General features: G+C 36.3%; 15 protein-coding genes. 10 read left to right on the top strand and 5 right to left on the bottom strand.

Annotated elements, in window-relative coordinates; all coding sequences use genetic code 11:
• The first annotated feature begins 6 nt into the window (after positions 1–6).
• Entirely contained in the window at positions 7–1,392 is a 1,386-nt protein-coding gene (locus tag Xsze_RS17695) for a hypothetical protein (protein ID WP_038235787.1), read from the top strand.
• A 92-nt stretch (positions 1,393–1,484) separates the two neighbouring features.
• Here the strand turns inward: Xsze_RS17695 and Xsze_RS17690 are convergent, their stop codons facing one another.
• Positions 1,485–2,867 carry an amidase gene (locus tag Xsze_RS17690; protein ID WP_038235789.1) on the bottom strand — a complete coding sequence of 461 codons (1,383 nt, stop codon included), beginning with the start codon at positions 2,865–2,867 and terminating at the stop codon, positions 1,485–1,487.
• Positions 2,868–3,765: 898 nt separating this feature from the next.
• Between Xsze_RS17690 and Xsze_RS17685 the strand changes: the two genes are divergently transcribed.
• The 9 genes from Xsze_RS17685 (at position 3,766) to Xsze_RS17645 (ending at position 11,902) form a co-directional block, all read left to right on the top strand.
• Entirely contained in the window at positions 3,766–5,016 is a 1,251-nt protein-coding gene (locus tag Xsze_RS17685; protein WP_038235790.1) for a tetratricopeptide repeat protein, read from the top strand.
• Entirely contained in the window at positions 5,013–5,426 is a 414-nt protein-coding gene (locus Xsze_RS17680) for a VOC family protein (protein ID WP_038235793.1), read from the top strand. The genes Xsze_RS17685 and Xsze_RS17680 overlap by 4 nt, the downstream gene beginning before the upstream one ends.
• A 97-nt stretch (positions 5,427–5,523) precedes the next feature.
• Positions 5,524–6,561, top strand: coding sequence for a TauD/TfdA family dioxygenase (locus tag Xsze_RS17675; protein WP_038235795.1), 1,038 nt, complete (start codon positions 5,524–5,526; stop codon positions 6,559–6,561).
• Between the two features lie 8 nt (positions 6,562–6,569).
• Positions 6,570–7,526 carry an aldo/keto reductase gene (locus tag Xsze_RS17670; RefSeq protein WP_038235797.1) on the top strand — a complete coding sequence of 319 codons (957 nt, stop codon included), beginning with the start codon at positions 6,570–6,572 and terminating at the stop codon, positions 7,524–7,526.
• Between the two features lie 23 nt (positions 7,527–7,549).
• Complete coding sequence (locus tag Xsze_RS17665) at positions 7,550–8,446, top strand: hypothetical protein (protein WP_038235799.1); 897 nt, start codon at positions 7,550–7,552, stop codon at positions 8,444–8,446.
• Positions 8,447–8,476: 30 nt separating this feature from the next.
• Positions 8,477–9,352, top strand: a complete 876-nt coding sequence (locus tag Xsze_RS17660) for an amidohydrolase family protein (protein ID WP_038235801.1) — start codon at positions 8,477–8,479, stop codon at positions 9,350–9,352.
• Positions 9,330–10,325: an ABC transporter ATP-binding protein gene (locus Xsze_RS17655; protein WP_038235803.1), complete on the top strand. Its 996-nt coding sequence runs from the start codon at positions 9,330–9,332 to the stop codon at positions 10,323–10,325. Before Xsze_RS17660 ends, Xsze_RS17655 begins: the two co-directional genes overlap by 23 nt.
• Positions 10,309–11,115, top strand: a complete 807-nt coding sequence (locus Xsze_RS17650; protein WP_038235805.1) for an ABC transporter permease — start codon at positions 10,309–10,311, stop codon at positions 11,113–11,115. The genes Xsze_RS17655 and Xsze_RS17650 overlap by 17 nt, the downstream gene beginning before the upstream one ends.
• Before the next feature lie 4 nt (positions 11,116–11,119).
• Positions 11,120–11,902, top strand: coding sequence for an ABC transporter permease (locus Xsze_RS17645; protein WP_038235806.1), 783 nt, complete (start codon positions 11,120–11,122; stop codon positions 11,900–11,902).
• Positions 11,903–11,991: 89 nt separating this feature from the next.
• Here Xsze_RS17645 and Xsze_RS17640 read toward each other — a convergent pair whose 3' ends face one another.
• The 4 genes from Xsze_RS17640 to Xsze_RS17625 form a co-directional block, all read right to left on the bottom strand.
• Positions 11,992–13,458, bottom strand: coding sequence for a carboxypeptidase M32 (locus Xsze_RS17640; RefSeq protein WP_038235808.1), 1,467 nt, complete (start codon positions 13,456–13,458; stop codon positions 11,992–11,994).
• A gap of 7 nt (positions 13,459–13,465) precedes the next feature.
• Entirely contained in the window at positions 13,466–14,605 is a 1,140-nt protein-coding gene (locus Xsze_RS17635) for an outer membrane protein assembly factor BamB (RefSeq protein ID WP_038235811.1), read from the bottom strand.
• A 165-nt stretch (positions 14,606–14,770) separates the two neighbouring features.
• Positions 14,771–15,433 (bottom strand): arsenical resistance protein ArsH, encoded by a 663-nt coding sequence (gene arsH, locus Xsze_RS17630; RefSeq protein WP_038235812.1) that lies wholly within the window; start codon positions 15,431–15,433, stop codon positions 14,771–14,773.
• Between the two features lie 400 nt (positions 15,434–15,833).
• A complete protein-coding gene (locus Xsze_RS17625; RefSeq protein ID WP_038235814.1) occupies positions 15,834–17,573 on the bottom strand; it encodes an ABC-F family ATP-binding cassette domain-containing protein in 1,740 nt (579 codons plus the stop codon).
• Positions 17,574–17,787: the final 214 nt, after the last annotated feature.

Genomic DNA, 17,787 nt, shown 5'->3' with positions numbered 1-17,787 from the left:
AATGTTATGAGTTCATCTGCACATAAGATCAAAATCAGAAAGCAACATTTGATTGCATGCCGGCGTGCACATGCCAGATTAGAAAAATTTTATCAGCGCTGGCAGCAGCTCAGCCAAAAACTTACTGAAGTGGATGAAGCCAGAAATCAGTTGTTCTCACAGCAAAATCAATCATTCTTACAGCAATTTCAGGAATTTAGGCTTCGTCTGGAGCAGGAAGACATTTCTATGTTGCCCAATGAAATTGATACCCTGAAACGCCGTATTGAAAGATTTACACAAAATATTCAGGAAGAGATACCCTTGCTACAGGCAGCATTGCTGGAAGAACAGGCCGAAGAAGCACGAAAACGCTATCATCGAAGCAAAAACCTGGCAATTTTGACTGAGCTTCTCCAAGACAAGTTGCCGACCCGCCACTCATTGAATCATGACACTGACCTGCAAAGCATTTTATTCCATCAACTGTCAGAGCAAGCCGATAAAGAGCAATCCCACCTGACAGAAGAACAATCGGCATTACTCTCTTCGTTGTTGGCAGAGCAACACGCTGATTCACCACAGGCATGGCAGGCACCCATAGCACCGGCCCCGAAAACAGGCGTTCATTCCGGGCCAATGTATGAACAAATAGACACGATGATCATCAAACTTGGCATCCTTGATAACCAACGTGATCTTTCACCCTACCAATCGCAATATCAAACCGTTTTATCGCTGAAAGATGAAGTGCAAAAACAACTGAGTGCGGATTCGCTGGTTCTTGAATTGGCAACACAGATCCGTCAGGAACAGCAGTTGCAAGATCTCCGGACGCAATTGGCGGTGGCGATCGCGGAATTAGAAAGTCTGGAGGATGAAGAAGCAGTCACCATCGCCCGTGAAGCGGACAGCATTGTACAGAAAGGTTCGCTCATTGAGATAAGCACAGGTCTGGAGCAAGTTAATGATGCAATAACCCGGATTGAACAGCGCATTATCTCGGCCGAACGCCGTCATGTCGTGTTGGAAGGGTTGCGTGGGTTGGGTTATCAGGTCAATGAAAATTCGGTTAATGCATGGTTGGCTGACGGGCAGGTAGTCATTTCCCATCCATCAACACCGGATTATGGGTTAGAGCTTGGGGCTGGTGGTGAAGAGAGCGCCCGTTTTCAGGTCAGAACTGTCGCGTTTTCGGAAGACAGAGACACTGCACGGGATAGGGATGTTGATGCTATCTGGTGTCACCAACACCATCAGTTACAGGAGAATCTGGCCAAAGCTGGCGCGGAACTGACTATTGATAGGGCATTGCCTCCCGGCAGTGGAAAAATGAAAGTCAGAGAGCGGGTTGATGCTGCCCGTCAGCAACGTGTGGTAAATCATAATAAAACGCGGGTGCTCAAGGGATAAGCATTGTTTTGGATTTTGGATATAGTTTTATATACCGCTTCAGGCAACGTCACCTGAAAATCATCTCAGGTGACTGCGGGTATTGAAATGACTCAGCGCTGTGGATGTAGCTTGTGCCAGTGTGTGGCTTGCTGATAGGCCCAACCTGCTTGTATCATCGATATTTCATCAAAATGTGGTGCAACGATCTGGAAAGCAATGGGTGTACCTGACTCTGTTCTGCCACAAGGTAATGTGATGGAAGGATTTCCGGTTAAATTGAATACACAGGTATAACGAGAGATGTCATAACCTTGCCCCAAAATCGTCATTGCTTCATGAGTCAAATCTGCCACAGGGACCACGGGTGAAAAGATAACATCTACGGTTTCGAAAATTCCATTGATGTTTCCCCTGAGATTTGTCCGGTTCAACCTTACTTTCTGATAATCAAGGGCATTAACACGATGCCCTAGATCTAATAGCTCCGCCAAACCCGCACCATATTGCGCCCTCAGGGCCGGGAATGTCTTTTCATGCGCGACCGCGGTTTCAATCGCGCATATCGGTTCCCAGTCATGGGCGGCCTGATCTGTGTCCGGCATGGTGATATCTACCACTTCAGCACCTAATTCAATGAAATGATTGAGTACCTGGGTCAGTGCTGAACGGGTGGGTTCATCGACACGATCAAGCGACCAGACAACATCAACGCCGATACGCATATTGCGCACACCACGAGTCATCAGTGCGAGATAATCAGGAACATAAAGGGTACTGGAAGTGGGATCATTCGGGTCACGTCCGGCAATGGCTTGCAGCATAGCTGTTGCATCGGCCACGCTTCTGGCCATCGGCCCAAAATGATCCATTGAGGCTGCCAATTCAAACGTGCCATAACGACTCACTCGTCCCCAGGTTGGTTTTATGCCCGTGATGCCATTGATGGCAGAAGGAAAACGGATAGATCCACCGGTATCTGTTCCTATAGCGCCATAACATAAGCCTGCCGCTGTCGCCACCCCTGAGCCACTGGAGGAAGCTCCTGACCAAAGTTGATCATTCCAGGGGTTTGTTGGAGGTGTGATTTGTGGATGGTGATCTAAAAGTGCGCCTTCAGTTTGGGTCAGTTTTCCGAGTAGTACAGCCCCTGCTGTGAGTAAGCGCTCAACTATCGTTGCATTCTCTGGTGGAATAAATTGACTATTCAGGGGCATACCATGCATTGTTACCACCCCTTTAGTCCAAAGTAGATCCTTTACAGCAATAGGAACTCCGTGCAATGGCCCACGGAAATCGCCGCGCGCAATCTCTTCATCAGCTCGCTGAGAGTCTGATAATGCTGATTCTCTCATCACAATGAAATAGCTATGCAATGTAGGATCAAGTTGTTCGATGCGATTGAGTAACTGCTGCGTCACCTCTTTGGACGAAATTTCCCGTGATTGAATACACCGACCGATTGTCAGAAGATCCTGATAATGCAATTTATCCACATTTGACTCCTGTCTGATATTTTTGTCTTTACAAAAAAGTTGCTGTTATTTGGGAAATCAAGTTTATTGTTTTTAGCCAAATAATTTTCAGTTCCTGTCATAAAGGCCTATTTAAGCGGAAACACTGATTATTTAATATTTGGATGGATAAGAAATGTGGTTTAAATCTCATCATATTTTTTGTAATGGGAGAAGTAAAATGTAATAGTTTCTTATTTTATTAACTCATAAGTTAATTGAAGTTATAACGTATGTTTTTAATTTATTTGATCGTGTTCTTATATTTAATTATTTGGTGATTGTTGCTTTCTTTTTTTATAATTCACACATTAGATGAATGTTTTTCAGCTAAACATTCCCATTCATTATTATTCTAAAAAATTATTTTTATTAAAATCATTGTGTAATTATTAATGCATAGTTTACTTTCTATTAAATCTTCTGGTTCCATCATAAAAAATGAGTAATTATGCATTAAATTAAATAAATTTAACATACTTTCAATAATTCTAAATTATTAGGTGATTTAAATAGGTTATGATGCTTATTTTTGTTATATGCATATTTCGATGAGGAGAGTTGACATTATTTTAGCCATATGTTTTGATTGGTTTGACTCTTATGAAACATGTTAAGAGTCATAATCTTAAAATTATCATCAATAACGATTTTAAATATATTTAATTGTTATTGTGATAGGTATATTTAAAAATACACTAAACTGAGAGAGGAACTAAATATGATTAATTATATAAGTATTGATTTAACTATAAATCCAGCAATGTTTTGTTTCTAATGTATATAATTAATTATTGCAAATAAATGATTAGAACGGACGAATGCCAAAGCATTCGTCCGTTTCTACGAGACTGCAAAAATACAAATTTTGGAGAATAATATGTATTCTGAATCTCAGTCTTTAGTAGAAGCAACACTGCATTATAATAGAACCGAAAATAAAGAAAGTATCTGGTCTAGAGCTATTTGTCTGGCTTTAACAAATCATAACTTTGATATGAATGGGTATGTAATTACTCAAGCAATGGAATTTTCACTTCTAAAAGAAGTTTCTGAAGTTGCTCATATATCATATCTGGATGTTATCAATTTTAATTATCCTTGTATGGGTTCTGGTAATGCTTTGCAATGGCTTCTCTCTATGAAAGATTATTTGCCGGATATACAAAAATTAAATTTAGCACGGGCATTGATAACAACAGCAAGATATCATTTAGCTAAGAGTATATTAGAGACGATAAATGCTGGTAGGCTCCAACCAGAACAAAAATTAACTTATTTAATTACATTATTTATTATTCGTAATCGTTTAGAACCACAAATTAGTTGTAATGATTTATTTGAAAGAATAAAGAAAATTATTGAAACGAATAAAATATCTGAAGAAAATATACTTGAAGCTGCATCTCTAGCTATAGTTTGGTATTTGAAAACAGCGACAATAGACTTATTAACCTATGAATGGTTTAAATCCTGTGGTCAATCTATTGCAGAAAGGATTATCGGACGCAAAACATTCAAAGCAAAACTAGCACTATCATCATTTTATCGAGCATACGCCATGGTACCAGCTGCAATAAGCGATGCATCTGAAACCCGCATTTTAATGTTAAAAGCACAACATTTTGCGGATATTCTTGAACCCGCGAATGCGTTAGAAACCGTGTTAGCAGAAACAGCAAAAAAGACGGTATTAGAATCTTCCATTAAAGAAATGATGTATGTTAGTCAAAAATGGGATGTTGCTGAAGAATATGCTATGGAGCTTGTGACACTTGATCCATACTGGTCGGTTAACTACCAAGAACTTGCTGAAATATATCTTAAGCAAAATCAATATGCTAAAGCACTAGAACAATATCAATATGCGAAAAAAATAGGTCTTCCCAGAGTGACTTTTAACGAGTATATGATTGGTGTATGCCATGAATATCTTGGTAATCATGGAGAAGCAATTAATCGTTTTAAAGACGTTTTAACAATGGATGAAACAAATATTTCAGCAGGATTGTCCGGTTATAAAATATCATCTAAATATGATTTGGATTCTAAAGAATATTTTCTGGATTTTATTCATCGTTGGGATGAACAAGGTTTTCTCACACCTAAACATAAGGAGATGATAATATGAATTCAATAACGCCTATTAATGTAACTCGCTTTGATCATATCCAAATGGAAGTAGCTAATCTTGATGAAAGCATACGTTTTTATGAAGAGATTTTTGGATTTAAAAAGAAGGAAGCGGGATTAAGAAGAATGGTCAGATGGGTTATCTTAGGAAATGAAAGCAAGTTATACTTGTGTTTGCATGAATACACTGATCGAGCTGGAATTGAAAATGCCGGATTGGAAATTACCCATGTCGGCTTTATTGTTGATGATTTTGATTCTGTTTTACATAAATTGAAATATCATAATGTAAAATTACCTGATGGTGATATAACTCAATATCATTCTTCTCGTTCTATTTATTTTCTTGATCCTAATGGCTATAAAGTAGAAATATCTGAGTTCAATGGTGGTGGAATTGATCCTTGAATAAGGGAAAAATTTAAATAAAATAAAAGTCTCTTTAAGTACTGAATGGAATATATCTTATTTATTTAGCTAATATTGCTTGTTAGGGGGCATGATAATGCTAAGTGAAAAAAATGAAATATTTAAGTCAATTAGTGCAAGAACAAATAATGAAATCTATTCACAATGTGTTATCCATGTGAATGGAGTTCGTGCAAGAAAAATTATGTCCGAATTATCTGATAAAATAACACATAATTTCGATGAAAAAGTGGATAACGATCCTAGCGAAAGTGAATTACAAAAATTAACTACAGATATTTATGAACGCCTCAAGAATGGTAGTGGGATGGTTTTACTAAAGGGAGTTCCTATTGCGGAAATGAATGAATCTGAATCAGGAGAATATTTTCTACGGTTTTGTCGCTTAATGGGAGAACCGGTTTCTCAGAGTGTAATGGGGGATAGGCTTGGCCGGGTAGAAGATATGACGCATATCGACCCGGATGCAAGGGGTTATAGAAATAGAGAAGAGTTATTTATGCATACAGATCAACCTGATGTGGTCTGTATGCTTTGTATCAGGCCAGCCAAACATGGTGGTCATAGTAAATTTGCTAGTGCATTGGCACTCCATGAAGCTATTAAACGAACAAAACCTGATTTATTATCGTCATTATATACAGGTTATCCTTATCATCGCTTGAATGAGCATCCTCCTGGAGCAAGTGAAATCACTGAACATAATGTACCTGTATTCTCCGAGTGCAATGGTGATCTCAGTATTAGATATTTAAGATTTAATATGTTTGCCGCAGCGTTTGCCCGTAATGAAAAAGTACCTCCTCTCTTACAAGAGGCTGTCGATTATCTTGATGAGTTAGCGACATCATCTCATTTCTGTTGGATTACTCCGCTGGAAAAAGGAGATATGCTTTTTTTCAATAATTATCTTTTCCTGCATTCACGGACTGCATTTGAAGACGATGAAGATTCAGCGAAAAAGAGATTAATGTATAGAGTGTGGCTTGCATGTGATCATTTCCGGTCTATTCGTTCTGAACTTGCTGTTCACCCTGAAGGTGAGGGGGGACGAGGAGGTATCACGCCTCAAGATGGCAAAAGACCACGCTTTGATTATGATTTAGATTTATGAGGACTAATATGAAATATAAAACACTTGGAAATAGTGGAGCCTATGTTTCACGTATATGCCTTGGTACACAGCAATTTGGTCGATGGGTGGATGAAGCCGGAGCCTGTGAAATATTAAATGTATTCACTGAAAATGGTGGTAATTTTATTGATACAGCTGATTGTTATCCTATTTATTTAGCGGATGGGAGTCATGGAGGAGAATTATCAGAATATTTCATCGGTAGGTGGTTAAAGTCTTATTCCAAACGGGATGATCTAATCATAGCCACAAAATTTTCAGCCCCAATGGGGATTAAACCAAATAATGAAAGTATTTCAAGAAAATACATTATCAGAGCTGTTGAACAGTCACTTAATCGATTAAATACTGATTATATCGATCTTTATCAGGTACATGATGATTATTTTGATGTACCAATGGAAGAAACACTTAATGCTTTGGATAATTTAGTTAGAAGGGGATTAATACGTTATATAGGATGTTCTAATTTTTCAGCATGGAGGATAATGAAATCTTTAGGCTTATGTGATAAACGTGGCTATGCTGCATATGTAACAGTACAAGGAAAGTATAATCTTTTGGAAAAAAACGAATATGAAAATGAGATAATGGGATTATGTCAGGAAGAAGGAATTGGTATGTTGCCTTATGTTCCATTGGCGAAAGGTTTCTTAACGGGTAAATATGATCGGGTAAATATAGGTAATGGATCTCTCAGAGAAAAAGATGTTAGAACACTTTATGATAATGAAAGAAATTGGGATATTTTAACGTTGATTCATGAAATTGCAGAAAAAAATAAAATAACATGTACACAAGTTTCTTTAGCATGGTTATTACAAAGACCTGGTGTAATTGCTCCTGTGGTGGGTATTAATAGTGTCGAACAATTAAAAACAGTACTGGCAACAGTTGATGTTGCTTTATCTAATGAGGACATGGAGCGTCTTAATCGGTTTTAAGAACCGATAAAAAGGAGGAATTTGTGACAATTGCGTTGATAGATCACTGCTATAGTATTCTTCCATCAGGCAAAAGACAGCAAGCCGTTTCTTTACTCAAACGCTCAGGTTTTATGGTGAGTTTAGATCATATACAGCATGATGGTGGAAAAGAAAGTGTTTTCATTCATTTTACTGGTTCCTATCTGGAGTTAATCGAAGTTACGAATCAGGATCAATTCGAATCGTCTTGTACTGCTACTGAATTACGAGCTTCAAAGTTTGGTTACCCTTATGCTTTAGTAGCTGCAACGGGAAATATTAAAATTTGTGAAAACCAATTGAAGAAATCCTACCAAGATATTGCTGATATTAGGTATGTTATCCCAAATATGCCAGGATGGGATAAAGCTGCGTGGGCTATTTTAAATACTCCTGAACATTATACACCAGGATGTTATTTTCAATTTATACAATATCTTTTGCGGAAGCGTTCATGGGCAGAAGTAAAATGTGGTGTAAATAATATTTATGGTATTTGTGGTTTTTATTTTTGTACAAACACACCATCCAACGATAGGGAATATTGGTATAGATTTCTTTCTTCGATAGATGATTGTCATAAATCTGAAAAAAATACATTATCGATAGGTATACAGAAGCTATATTGGTTACATCCCGAGGAGTTTTATACTTATTTTGGAACCAAACCTGAATTGAGTGAAAGCCAAGGGGCCAGATTAAGTGCTATTAAACTTTTGTCTTCTGATATAGAAGTATCATCAAATTATTTGAACAGTGGTGGGTTTATTATGACAAACCATACAGAACAAGATTTTTATACAAAAATTGATACAAATTTAGGATATGCATTGCATGTAGTGAAAGGAAATAGTGTATTTGATTATGTAGAGGATATTAATCAACGTTTGCAGAAATAAAATCAATCTGAAATTACTATTGAGGGAAAAATGAATAATTTTGATATTAATGTATTTGATGCGCATATCCATACTGAGTTTGAAGGTACCCCAGATCATTTTAGCGGAATAATAGCAAGCTTGGATTCTTTTAAAGAATCGATCGGTGGAATTAATTTTGTCGGCGCTTTATCAGATTCAGCCGTGCCTTCAAAAAATCATGGTGATCTGAATGAATATGGAATTTATCACTGTGCCGTTATAAAGGATTTAAAATATGATATTGATATGATTGAAAAAAAAATAATTTACGGAAAAATTCAGGCAATAAAAATCAATGTTGGCTTTATACATCGGTATGCCTCTGATGAAATTTTTCATCCAGTTTATGCTCTTGCTGAAAAACTAAAAGTACCGATAATGTTTCATAGTGGTGATCCTGGGTGGGCTCATGCTAAGGTTAAATATGCAGATCCTATTTCTTTTGACGAAATTGCAGTTGATTATCCAAAGATTAATTTTGTTTTGGTTCACGCGGGTAACCCTTGGTTTCAGAGTGCAGCAGTTGTTGCTTCTAAAAACGCGAATGTGTTTTTAGAAGGCTCATCACTGATTGATGGAGACATCAAAGCCTGCTCTGGTGAACGAGCGAGTAGGCTGATTTCAAAACCGTTATCTTGGCTGATTGACTATCTTGGTTCTTCGAAAAAATTAATTTTTGGTTCTGGTTGGCCGATGGTATATTTAAAATCCTATCTAGAAATTTTTCGCCAAGGAATACCAGAAGAAGCTTGGAAAGATGTTTTTTGTGATAATGCTCTCAGATTATATGAATTTGTAATGGAAAAAAAACCTGACGGGCAATTAGTATGCGTGCCAAAATACAAACGGAAAAATTCAAATAATGTCCATTATTCAAGTAAATGATTTATGTAAATCCTATGAGGTATATACTAAAAGCCCTGGATTATTAGGAAGTTTAAAATCATTCATTAAAAGAGAACATGCGATAGTAGAAGCAGTGAAATCAATTAATTTTTCCATTGATAGTGGTGAAATTGTCGGTTTTCTTGGTGCCAATGGGGCAGGAAAAACGACCACAATGAAAATGTTAACTGGTATTATTAAACCGTCTTCAGGAGCGATTCAGGTATTAGGGTATACTCCTTATGAACGTAAGAATGAGTATTTAAAATCCATATCATTCGTTGCAGGGCAAAAACAACAATTGGCTTGGGATTTAACACCAAACGATTCTTTTATACTACATAAAGTTATTTATTCTATTAATGAAAAAGATTTTTTAAAATATCGAGATGAACTTGTAGAAATGCTTTCTTTGAGTTCAATTATTGATAGGCCAGTTCGCCATTTATCATTAGGTGAACGAATGAAATGTGAACTGGTCTTGTCGTTGCTACATAAGCCATCAGTGTTGTTCTTAGATGAACCCACTATTGGGTTAGACGTAAACATGCAACGCGCAGTTCGTGAATTCATTGCCCATTATAATCAGGTAAATAATGCAACGATTCTTTTGACTTCTCATTATATGGCTGATGTTGAAGCGTTGGCTAAACGCGTGATTATTATCAATACAGGTGAAATTGTATACGATGGAAAATTATCACATTTAATTAAGAAACGCTCGCCTAAGAAAATTTTAAAAGCAACCATTTCAGGCCCAATAAAGCCGGAACTAAGACCTCTCATTAACTCATCTTCTGATGATGGCCAAAATATTGAGTTAACTGTAGAGCGAGATTTACTTCCTTCTCTAGTAGCACGGCTAATGGAAGAAAAAATCATACTTGATATTTCTATTCATGATGAGCCTATTGAAAAGGTTTTGGAAAGATATTTATCTTCATATGGTGAAGCTGATGTTGAAACATGTTAGAAGAAGTCTGTTGTTATGGTGGGTGCTTATTGGTCAATCTTTTTCGAGAGTCATAGCGTACCGTGCACAATCTATTATTTGGTTATTAGGTGGTATTATGCCTATAGCTGTAATGTTTGTTTGGTTAGGATTGACTCAGGAAAGTACAGTTGGTGGTTATACTGCAAGTGATTTTGCAGTTTATTTTCTTTCAATTTATCTTGTCCGCCAGTTAACCGCAATCTGGGTTATGAGGCGTTTAGATCGTGATATTAGACGTGGCGAACTATCGATGATACTTTTACGGCCTGTTTCTCCTCTCTATAGCTATGTGTCTGATCATGTAGGAGAAATGATGGTCAGAGGACCTATTATTTCATTGGTCTTTATATCGGGTATTTTTCTGACGGGTAATTTATATCGTTTGGATATTGAAAATTTATTGATCTTCATACCAGCACTTTCTCTGGCTTGGATTATTATATTTCATCTTTATTATTGCCTTGGGTTATTAGCATTTTGGATTAGTAACTCAATGGCATTCGATCCATTACTTTGGGCACTTTATACCATTTTGGGAGGGGTATTAATTCCACTTGATTTATATCCAGAGAGTATTGTTTTATGGTTGAAATTATTACCTTTTGCATCAGCATTAGATTTTCCTGTTCAAATTATATTAGGAAAATTGGATAACTATCATTTGTTTTTTGGATTTGGTGTCCAATTATTTTGGGTCATTTCATTAACACTTATTAGGATGTTATTATGGCATGCAGGGCTAAAAAAATATTCAGCATCTGGAGCTTAGCACAATGAGGTATATTTCATTATTTTTAGTCTTATTGAGGCATTCTTTTTTATTAGAATTTGAATTTCGCTTTAATGCTTTAGTTAATCTAATTAATTCAAGTCTTTCTTGTTTATTAGCATTACTAGTACTAATAGGATTTTTTGGTCAGGTATCTCAAGTTGGTGGCTGGACATATTATCAGATGGTCGCTTTATTGGGAGTAACGCTTATCATTGAGTCTTTTATTGATAGCTGGTTATTTCCAAGTGTCCACTCGCTTTCTGAATATATTAGGCGTGGTGATTTAGATATGATCATTATTCGACCTGTAGATACTCAATTTTTCATTAGTTTTCATCGTTTTAACATATGGGATGGTGCAAATTTTATTGTTGGGTATGCAGTTGTATTATTAGCGATGTTTCAACTGGATGCGTTAACTATTTGGAACTTTTTACAATTTAATTTTTCTTTATTACTGGGTGCCTGTATTTTTTATTCTCTTTTTATGTGTTCAAATCTGATTGCCTTTTGGTTTACTAAGGTATCGGATGTTTGGGTTATTTGTTATTCATTGATGGATGTTGGGCGTTTTCCTGTCAGTGCGTATCCCGGTGCTTTACGATTTTTATTGAGTTTTTTATTACCTGTTTTCTTCGTCAGTAATGTTCCTGCTCAGGCTGCATTAGGAATTGTGAGTATGAAAACATTATTATTGTCTTTTATCTATGCTATAGGCGCTCTTATTTTTACTCGTTTTTTCTGGTTAAAAGCGATTTCTAAATATAGCAGTGCGAGTAGTTAATTTATCACAGTAAGTAAAATTAATTGATATATCACCTTGTTTATTATCAAGGTGATAAATAAAATTTTTCCATTGTCAAAATGTTTTATTTATTGGTTATTGAATCTTTCTTTTAGATTTTCAATAAAATCGTCAGCATTGAGTGTTTTGCCACAACTTGACGTAATGAGATCTTCAAATTCATAAAAAGAACTTTTCATGTATACCTTTTCAGTAAGCCATTTTTGTATCTCATCAAATTTCCCTTGATTAATTTCGCTTTTAATTTCAAATTCTTTTCCTGCATTATTAAATAATTGAGCAGCGATAACATTTCCAATCAGATAGCAAGGGAAATAACCAAAATATCCAGCTGCCCAGTGAATATCTTGCCAAGGGCCTTCATGAGCGGAAGGAGTTATTCCAAGATATAAATTATACAAATCATGCCATCTATCGTTTAAGTTTTTTACCGATAAATCTCCCGATATGAGCTCTTTTTCAATCTTATATCTAATGATAATGTGAGCAGGATATGTAAAGTCATCTGAACTGACACGTACTCCACTTCTTTTTATCGTATTAAAATAATGTAGTAAATTTTCTTTATTAAAATGATTTGGATATCCAAATTTATGCTTGAGTTTTTTAGATAAATATTCTAAATACTCACTTGAGTGACCAATTTGTTTTTCGAAAAGAAGAGCAATACCTTCATGAATACACATTCCTCTTGAATCACCGACAGGTTGCCCCCGAAATTTTCTTGGTAATCTACTTTCATAAGAAGCATGCCCCATTTCATGCATGATTGCTGAAATACCTAAGATAATATTATTTGGCTTAAAATAACTACAAACCCTAATATCACCAGATATTCCACCAGTAAAAGGGTGATGACTTTCATCAAGTCTGCCTTTCCTAAAATCAAATTTCATTTCTGACATTAATTTTCGCGCGAATTTTTTTTGTTGATCTTTCGATATTATTGGCCAAGTAAATTTTTCTTCGGGTAAAATTTTTCTTATAGAAGCAAAACTGGTTGAAAATGATTCAATTTGATTGAGTATAGGAGTAATTAAATGTTCTCTAAGCCCTGGTTGATGCTGTTCTAACAGTGCATCATAAGCACTTATATTGATGCTGCTCCCAAGTGAATGGGCCATTTCTCGTGTTAGGGTAATAACTTCATGAAAATATTTTTCAATAGATTTTGGATTAGTTTGATTAGCCTGAATATACCAAACTTTTTCGCATTTCATAGTTGCTTTCGAAAGCTGATTTACTAAATTTTCAGGTAATTTGGTTGCCATGTTATGTAACCTGCGTATCTCCCTTATATTAGACTTTTGCCAATCATTTAGTATTCGAATATCAATATAGCTTAGAAGTTCACTAATTTCCTGGCTTGCTAATATTTCGTTTTGCATAGTACTAAGAAGTGATATTTGCTCTGATCTTAATGCATGGCTGCGTATAGGAATCATTGTTCTTTGATCCCAATGTAGCATCATGTTGGCATTGTATAGAGAACTCCATTTATTCATTAATATTTCTAATTTTTTATAATATTTCATAGATTACTTAACCCCATTGATAGATATATACTTTATTCCAATGTGAACCAATAATTAAATAACCATCTTCAGTAATAAGAGGTGATGAATGTAATCCTTTAGGTGCGGATATTTTCCAACGTAATTCTCCATTTATATAATTATGGCAGTGTACAGACTCGGAGAAATGATTAGGATCATCTGTTGTACCTACAAATATGGGATCTCCATTGGGAAGAGAAGAAAATGGCGTATATACAAATCGGGTGCCTGCATAATATTTCCATAAAATATCAGCTGTTAGAAGATTAATACCATAAATATTTTTATCATCACTACCTATTGTTGCTATATGTTGATACCCAATGGAGGGACAAGAAACAACAAATCCTTCTGTTTGATGAATTTTACGTATTTTTCCTGTTATTATATCAAAAATAATAATTTGACCATTTTCTTCAGTACCAATAATACCAGTATTGATACTGTAATCTAAAGCGGCACTACCTTCAAACCGTCCTTCATTAGAAAATTCCCAGATAGTATTGCCATGTTTGTCAATGCAAATTAATGTCTTATTAGTTCCAAATATGATATTTCCTGATGGTGTTAGAGATGGTGAGCTATAAATATCATCTATAATATTTTTTTCAAAGTTTCGTTTCCATATTAACTCGCCATTACTTATATTGATGGCATACATTGAGTGATCATAGCTACCGGCATACACAATTCCATTTATCTCATCTATTGTTGGTGTGACATGAAATGCATCATAAGCTTTGAATTCCCATAGGCAGAATCCTTGGGAAGAAATCATTCTCAAAGTGAAATCTTCTCCTCCAATAATGAAATCACCATTCTTTGTTACTGCTGGGGAACTATAAATAGGGCCATCTGTTTTTAATTTCCATATTTTCTGAAATGTTTTTAGATTAAAACAATAAATATATCCATCGTAACAGCTCACTATGAAGTGATTATTTCCAATATCACCAGGAATGCTCCATATGCGTTCATTGAAATTTAGTTCTCCACATAATTTAGGTGGACTTGTATAATCATATTTAATAGAAAACCATTCTTTTTTGGTACTTCTTAATGACTGTTTGTTTTTATACCAAGTGTTTTTTAAGTGTGAATTAAACTCATTAACATAATTTTTCATAATATTTCCTTATGTAAACATACTAACTGATCTATAAGAAGTCATATATTAAAATATTATTTTTTCATTGTTGGTTTTTATTTTCTTAATTTTCAAAATATAATCAATACATTATGTTTAGAGTATTGATGGGTTGTTGATTTGGTAATTAATTTTCATAATATATTAATTGGTATTTAATTTATTTCTTTCTGAATATCTATCTAAAAGATATTGGCGTTTATCTCGTAATATTAAAGTGAACTTCAAGAGTTCTTCGATAACATCGATAAGCCTATCATAATAAAATGATGTTCTCATCCGGCCTAACTCATCAAATTCAAGAAAAGCTTGAGGTACAGACAAATGATTAGGAATAGTAAACATCTTCATATATTTTCCTATCATTCGTAATTGATTAACAGCGTTAAAAGATTGAGTGCCGCCATTGACTTGCAATACGGCTAATGTTTTGCCTTGTATAGGGCATGAAATATCTTTTTCTAAAGTGAACCAATCTAATTGTGATTTGAATACTGCACTAATGGAACCATGATGTTCTGGAGAACACCAGACCTGACCTTCTGACCATTCCATCAATTGTTTTAACTCAATGACTTTGCCATGAGAATCTGGAGCAGTATCTGGTAAGGGGAGATGGAAGGGATCGAAGATTCTGGTTTCTGCTCCCATGGAATTAAGTATAATAGCGGCTTCTTGAACAAGTAAACGGCTAAAAGAAGGTGTTCTGTTAGAACCATGTAAAAGTAAAATACGTGCTTGATGTGAGTAATTTCTCTGGCTATTTCTATGATCTAGGGGAATAAAATCTGGTAAAATATTTTCCATCGAGTTTTTCCAATAAATTAAAATTTCGAATATTTAATTTTTATTAATTTAATAACATTATAACTTCATTTTTTTCATAAAACTGCTTAAATTCAAGGCGTTTATACGGTTCACATTGAATATACGCATTTAAACTACACTTGTCTTTATCTGAAGGAATAATATATTTTGTTCTACACTCGTAGTTTTAGATATCGAGTTAAATCAATAAAAAAATGAATTAGTTATATAAATCTAAATTTGGTACTGATTCAATATTTTTTAAGATTGTTAATCCGGTAATCGTCAAAAAAGTATAACCTCTGAAAACATTCAGGTGATGCAAGCCTTATAAAAAAACTTGGCATCACCGTAATATGACAATATTCAGAGCAAAGCTGTACTTGCTATGGACAATTCCTTACAGGTTCAACTGTGTCTGTATTTTTTCTATTTCCTCTCTCCATTGCTGTTGAAGATGCGGCTTTTGATGGGTGGCTTTGCGATTTTTGTCCTCTTCCAGTTTTTCTTCAAGATGAAGCAAGCGCTCCAGCAATTGTTCTTCCTGAAATAATAAGGATGGCTGTAATTTATCGCTGGCAATATGGGATGTATGACCATCGTATTCCTTCGTTGGGCTGATTAGCTCAATTTTTTGATAGATAGTCTCAACATCATTATATTCTTCCAGCTGATTGCCATTGATAAACCAAAAACGCTGGCAACTGTTTTCGATCAACCAGCGATCATGGCTGACGACAAGCAATGCACCGGCAAAGTCCGCAATTTGTTCACACAGGGCTTCTTTACCTTCAATATCCAGATGGTTGGTGGGTTCATCCATCATCAGTAATTCATACTTCGCCAGACTCAGTCCCACAAACAGCAACCTTGAACGTTCACCCCCACTGAGGGTAGCCACTTTTTGCTGATGGCGTGAGTAAGAAAAACCAGCACCAATCAGTGCCATTTTGCGTTGTTCGTCTGTCAATGGCGCAAATGGCCGTAATGCGTCGATCAGACTGTCGCTGTCACACAGTTGGTGCAATTGTTGATCGTAATAACCGACAGCAATGGCCGGATGGAATTTAATTTCCGGGCTATGGCGCATTTCGGAGAGATAGCGTTGCCACAACAGTTGCAAAAAGGTTGATTTACCGCAACCATTGGCCCCGATAATTGCCACGCGATCACCACTTTTTATCTGATGAAAAAGTGTGGTAAATAGCGGCACAGAACTATTCGGAACGGTTATGGTGGCATGATCAAGTTCAAGAACGCGATTAGCCTGAATAGGCTGACCGGTTAATGTCAGTTGCCATTGGTAACCTTCAGTTAACACTGTCTGCTCATCCCGCAAACGCTCAATGTGTTTTTCCATCTGTTTTGCTTTGCGTGACAGGCCTTCGTTATCATAAATGCGTCCCCAGATTGCAAGGCGTTTCGCACTCGTCATGATGCGGTCGATTTCTTTCTTTTCAGATTGATGGCGATGTTCATCACTGACATCTTTTTCCGCGAGTGCCTGGCGAGCCTCGGAACAGGGCAATCGATAAAAATTGAGGGTCTGGTCGCGCAATATCCAAGTGCAATTGGTTACGTTATCAAGCAGAGCCTGATCGTGGGAAACCAGAATAAAACTCCCTTTCCAGGATTGAAGAAAGTTATCCAGCCACCACAGAGTGGGTAAATCCAGATGGTTGCTCGGTTCGTCCAGCAAAAGCAAGTCAGGCTCTTGTATTAATGCCCTGCCTAATAGTAAACGCGTGTGCTGTCCGCCACTAAGCTGGTTGGCAGGCTGTGTCCATAATGTTTCAGCAAAGCCCAGTTGCGTCAGAAGAATTTCTGCTCGCCAACGTTCGATTATGCGTTCATCAGCAGGCAGCTTCTGCAAAATGGTATCGATTAGTGGCTGATTTTCCACGTCTTCTGGCAGGTGTTGCTCAATATAGGCCGTTACACAATGGCTGGAATAGTGAATTGTGCCACTATTGGGGGTAAGTTGTTCTGTCAGCAATTTTAATAATGTACTTTTGCCACTGCCATTATGACCAATCAGGCCGATACGGTCGCCAGTCTGGACAGTGAAAGAGACATCATTCAGTAGGTTTGCTGTCGAGGTGTCATAACAAAGTGATTTTACAGATAGTAATGTGCTCATAGCTTACTCATTTTCCGGGCATATGAATACCTAGGGTTAGGTCAGGACGACAACCCAGTAAGCTGAGGAAGATGTTTTTTGCTCGCTTCGCTCAGGCAGGGTTATCGCAGTGTAATACTGTGAAAGCCTGAGCTCTGGCGATTACCAAAGAAGTGTGAATATTCGATCAAATCACACAACATCATAATTAGCCTCCTTTATTTTTTTAAGTTGA

The organism is Xenorhabdus szentirmaii DSM 16338 (assembly GCF_002632585.1).
GTDB classification, from domain to species: Bacteria; Pseudomonadota; Gammaproteobacteria; order Enterobacterales; family Enterobacteriaceae; genus Xenorhabdus; species Xenorhabdus szentirmaii.
Note: the sequence above shows the minus strand (reverse complement) of the source record. Positions and strands in the feature narration are given on the sequence as shown.